We start from the raw sequence: 4,936 nt of genomic DNA, 5'->3' as shown, positions 1-4,936 counted from the left end.
GGCCCCGGGCGGCGGGACGGGGGGTGGGGGGGGGGCGGCAGGCGGCAGGCGGCAGGCGGCAGGACAGCGAACCGGGGGGCAGCCAGCGGGCGGCGGACAGCCAGCGGGCGGCCGACAGCGGCCGACAGGACAGCGAGCGCGAGGCAGCGGGACAGCGGACAGCAGGGGGCAGGCCGCGGGACGTCAGGGGAAGCCGACGGGACAGGCCGGGGGGCGGCAGGCAGCAGCCGGCGGCGACGGCAGACAGCGACCGCGAGGCAGCGGGCCGGGGGCCGACGGGACAGCCGGGCGGAGGACGGCGGCTGAGGGACGCTGGGAGGGGTGTGGGGATTCAGTCGGTCAGTCGCCGGCGGCGGAGCACCCCCCACAGGTCGGTCCACTCCTTCTCCCACCCGCACGGGCGGTGCGTGGGTGGGGAATCGACGGTTATGCCGAGACGCGGGACCTCTGTGGTTCGCGGGGGGCGGGGAGCTCCACCGGGGTGTCCTCGCACTGCATGGCGCGCGGCAGCCGCAGCGCCATCACCGCCCCCAGCAACAACAGCCCCGCACTCACCAGCAACGTCACATGCAGACCGTGCACGTAGGAGTCCCGCGCCGCCCGGCGCAACGCCACCCCCGCCGACCCGCCCAGCCGCGAGGCGACCTCGTACGCCTCGCCCAGTGAATGCCCCGCGGACGCGGACGCCGACGCCGGAACCCCGGGCACGTCGGCCAGCCCCGGCGCATACGCCGCGTTCATCACGCTGCCCAGGAGCGCGATCCCGATCCCCGCCCCCAACTGGTACGACGTCTCACCGATCGCCGCCGCCCCACCGGCCTGCGCCGCCGGCGCCTCGCTCAGCATCGACTCGTACGCCCCGAAGAGCGTGGTCTCCAGGCCGAACCCGAGCAGCAGGAAGCCGGCCAGCAGCAGGCCCGCGTTGTCCGTCCCGCCCATCCCGGTCAGCGTCAGTACCGCCGCCGCGGTCAGGCAGAAGCCCAGGCACACCATCCGGCGCGGCCCGAAACGCCGCAGCAGCCGCGCCCCGGCCAGCCCCGCCGCCATCGCGGCGAGCGTCAGCGGCAGCAGTCGTAGACCCGTCTCCAGCGGGGACAGGCCCAGCACCAGCTGCAGGTACTGCGCCGCGATCAGCTCGAGGCCCACCAGCGCCAGCATCGCCAGCACGATGCAGCCCACCGCCGTACTGAACGCCGGCCGCGCGAACATCCTCAGGTCCACCAGCGGGAACGCCCGCCGCCGCTGCCGTCGTACGAAGAGCACCAGGAACAGCGCGCCCAGCACGAGCGGTGCCACCGTGAGCGCGCCGGCGGCCGGTTCGCCGCCGCCGAGGCGCTTCACCGCGAACACCACGCCGAACAGGCCGGCCGCCGCCAGCAGCGCGCCGGCCACGTCCCAGGGGCCGTCGCGGTCGCCGCGCGACTCGGGGAGGAGAAGCCGTCCCACCGGGAGGCTGACCAGCATCAGCGGGATGTTGACCAGGAAGACGGAGCCCCACCAGAAGTGTTCGAGGAGGAAGCCGCCGAGGAGGGGGCCGACGGCCGCGCCGACCGCCGCCACCGCGCTCCAGATGCCGATGGCGAGGGCCCGCTCACGGCGGTCGGGGAAGACCTGCCGGAGGATGGAGAGGGTCGCCGGCATGATCATCGCGCCGCCGACGCCGAGCAGCGCCCGGGCCCCGATCAGCGCCGCCGCGCTCGGCGCGAGGGCGGCCGCCGCGGAGGCGACGCCGAACAGGGCGTAGCCGAGGAGCAGGACCCGACGCCGCCCCACCCGGTCGCCGAGCGTGCCGAACAGGATCAGCAGCGAGGCGCAGACCAGCGGGTAGACGTCGACGATCCAGAGCAGTTCCATGGCCCCGGGCTTGAGGTCCTCGGTGACGGCGGGCACCGCGACATGCAGCACGGTCGCGTCGAGGGCGACCAGCAGCAGGCTGACGCAGAGAACGACCAGGACGACCCAGCGGTTGGCACCGGCACCGGCCCTGGGCTCCGCCCGACGGCGCGGTCGTACGGCGGCCGTGGTCGTCCCGGACATGTACGTACCTCCCAGATGGTCCCTCGCGTGCGGCGGACCGGCGGGGTGGGGACTCCCCGTCGTACGGCCGGAGAGGAGCGGGGTCTCCGGCCCGCGCATACGAACGCGAGTGACATGTCAGCGTACGCGAGTTCGTTCCGGGGGCACGTGGCGGACCTCTCACACTCTCCGGAGAACTCATGTGGCGTACGCCACTGGCCCCGCTGTGCACCACGCCCCGGCGAGCCCTCCGGTTCCGTGTCCCGTCGATAATCGAGCCCGTGACCGATCTTGAGACGCCCGTGGCGGCACCGCGCGCCCCGGCCCTGCGCCGGGCGGCGCCGGCCCTGCTCGGGTACGCGGCCGTACGCGCCCTCGGCCTGGCCGTGCTGGCCGGGTGGAGCGCGGCACGCGGCAGAAGCGCGTACACCTTGTTGACGGCGCGCTGGGACTCGCTGTGGTACACGCGGGTCGCCGAACTGGGCTACGGCTACCAGGTACGGCTGCCGAACGGCGACGTGCACTCCAACCTGGCCTTCTTCCCGCTGCTGCCGTGGCTGGAGCGCCTGCTGCACGCGCTCGCGCCCCTGTCGTACGCCGACGCCGGCTTCACGGTCGGCCTGCTCGCCTCGCTCGCCGCGGCCTGGGGGATCTTCGCGGTCGCGGACTTCGTGTACGGCCCGCGGGCCGGGGTCTGCGCGGTGCTGGTGTGGGCCGTGCTGCCCGTCGGGGTCGTGCAGTCGATGGCGTACAGCGAGTCGCTGTTCACGGCGCTGGCCGCGTGGTCGTTGTACGCCGTGCTGACCGGCCGCTGGGTGACCGCCGGGGCGCTGGCCGCGCTGGCGGGACTGACCCGGCCGGTGGGGCTCGCCGTGGTGGCGGCGGTGTGGACGGCTGGGGTGGTCTCGTTCGTGCGGGACCGAAGCAGTGGCGCGCGGGACCGGAGCAGCGGCGCGCGGGACCGTGGTGCGGATCGACCGGAGGGCGCACCTCTCGCGACACGCGCCCCTTCCCTTTCTCTCTCCACAACCGACTCCCCTCCCTGGCGCCGCGTCCTCGGCATGCTCCTCGCCCCCGTCGGTGCCGCCGCCTATGTTCTGTGGGTCGGCCACCGCACCGGCCGGGGCCCGCTCGGCTACCTGGACGTCCAGGCGGGCTGGCGCAACGGATTCGACGGCGGCTATGCGTTCGCACGCTTCGTGGCCGACAAGTTCACGTCATTTCCGTCCGCCCTGGCCGGAGCGGGTTTGATCCTCGGCGTCGGTCTCCTGCTGTGGCTCTACGTGATCGGCGTCCGCCAGCGGCAACCCCTTCCCCTGCTGGTCTACACGGGTGTCGTCCTCGCGCTCGCGCTGTGCGCGTCGAGCTACTTCGGGTCCAAGCCACGGCTGCTGATGCCGGCCTTCCCGGTGCTGCTGCCGCTCGCCCGGGCCCTCGCCCGACTGCGCACCAGCAGATCGGTGCTGGTCACGGCGGGTGTGGCGGTGGCCTCGGCGGTCTATGGCGCGTTCTGGCTGAACGGCTCCGGACCCCCATGATCATTTCGGTGGCCCCGATGAGCAACCGGAGAATTCCACCCCACCCTTTGGTTAACGAATTCATAAGTGCCATAAAACGGCGACCTGACATGATCAAAGGAATTGAAGGGCGGACCCGCCGAGGATTACGGAATCCTTAGAATTCGGAGGCCTCCTGAGAGGTTTCCCACATCACATCGTCATCACAAAGCCGCTGTTTCGCCCGGGAACAGAGCTCACTCGCTGTAACGTCGATTGGGTGCGTACCAAACGAAACCTCACCCGTCTGGACCGGGTGTTCGCCAGGCTGGACCGTGAGCCGGAACGGCCGGCCCACATTGATGTGCCGAAGATGAGCCGGCACCGGGTCGTGTTGTTCACCGCGACCCTCGCCTTCTACCTGGCGATCGTGTGGGCCGTCGTGATCACGTCCTGGCTGGTCCGGCTCGACTGGCAGGTCATGTTCTTCCGGCCGTACCAGCAGTGGGCGGGAATCCACTGGTTCGTCGACTACTACGTGGTCCTCGGCCAGCGCGGCCCGACCGCCGTGATGGTCGCGGCCTGGCTGGGCTGGCGTTCGTGGCGGCAGCACACCCTGCGTCCGATGCTGACGCTCGGCGCCTCCCTGCTCCTGCTCAACATCACGGTCGGCGCCGCCAAGCTCGGCATGGGGCGCCTGGGACCGCACTACGCGACCGTCATCGGCTCGAACGAGATGGGCCTGGGCGGCGATATATTCCCCAGCGGACACACCGCCAACGCGGTGGTGACCTGGGGAATTCTGGCATATCTGGCCTCCACCCCGAGGGCCCGCCGCTGGCTCTCCGCGGCCTCGGCGGTCACCTCGCTCGGTGTCGGCATGTCCACCGTCTACCTCGGTACGCACTGGCTGAGCGACGTGTTGCTGGGCTGGGCCGCGGGGCTGCTGATCCTGCTGGCGCTGCCCTGGTGCGAGCCGTTCATCGCCCGCGCCGAGATCTCGCTCTTCGACCTGCGCGACCGCTGGCGCGCCCGCCGCGGCAGCACGGCGCCCGCACCGGTCCCGGTGCCCGTGGTCCTCAAGCCGCGTCCGGCGCCCGTCGAACAGGCGACGCCGGAACCCGAGCCGGTCTCCCTGTCCCGCGCGTCCAGGGCCCCGATCCATCTGGCACCCGGCCCGCACACCACCCGCTCGGAGCGCACCCCGGTGACTCCGGTGGGCAGCCGCCGCCCGCAGCACCCCGAGCGGCAGCCGCGCGGCACCGCCGCCCAGCCGGCCCGGCCGCTGACGGGCGGCTGACGGCCGTACCGGCGCCGGCACGGCACGGCACGGCACGGCACGGCACGGCACGGCACGGCACGGCAGCGGAGAGCACGACAGCGGGGTCAGGTACGCACAACCGGCCCCGGCACGGCGAAGGCCC

General features: G+C 72.8%; 3 protein-coding genes. 2 read left to right on the top strand and 1 reads right to left on the bottom strand.

The features are described from left to right. Positions 1-426: 426 nt before the first annotated feature. The gene (locus ACWGKQ_RS24935) at positions 427-2,037 is read right to left on the bottom strand and encodes an MFS transporter (protein ID WP_453294150.1); all 1,611 of its coding nucleotides are present in this window, start codon (positions 2,035-2,037) and stop codon (positions 427-429) included. 260 nt (positions 2,038-2,297) lie between these two features. Between ACWGKQ_RS24935 and ACWGKQ_RS24930 the strand changes: the two genes are divergently transcribed. Then, entirely contained in the window at positions 2,298-3,554 is a 1,257-nt protein-coding gene (locus ACWGKQ_RS24930) for a mannosyltransferase family protein (RefSeq protein ID WP_453294149.1), read from the top strand. Positions 3,555-3,792: 238 nt separating this feature from the next. After that, complete coding sequence (locus ACWGKQ_RS24925; RefSeq protein ID WP_453294148.1) at positions 3,793-4,812, top strand: phosphatase PAP2 family protein; 1,020 nt, start codon at positions 3,793-3,795, stop codon at positions 4,810-4,812. The last annotated feature ends 124 nt before the right edge of the window (positions 4,813-4,936 follow it).

It is taken from the genome of Streptomyces sp. NPDC054770 (assembly GCF_053611985.1).
This window is presented reverse-complemented; position numbering and strand designations above follow the sequence as displayed.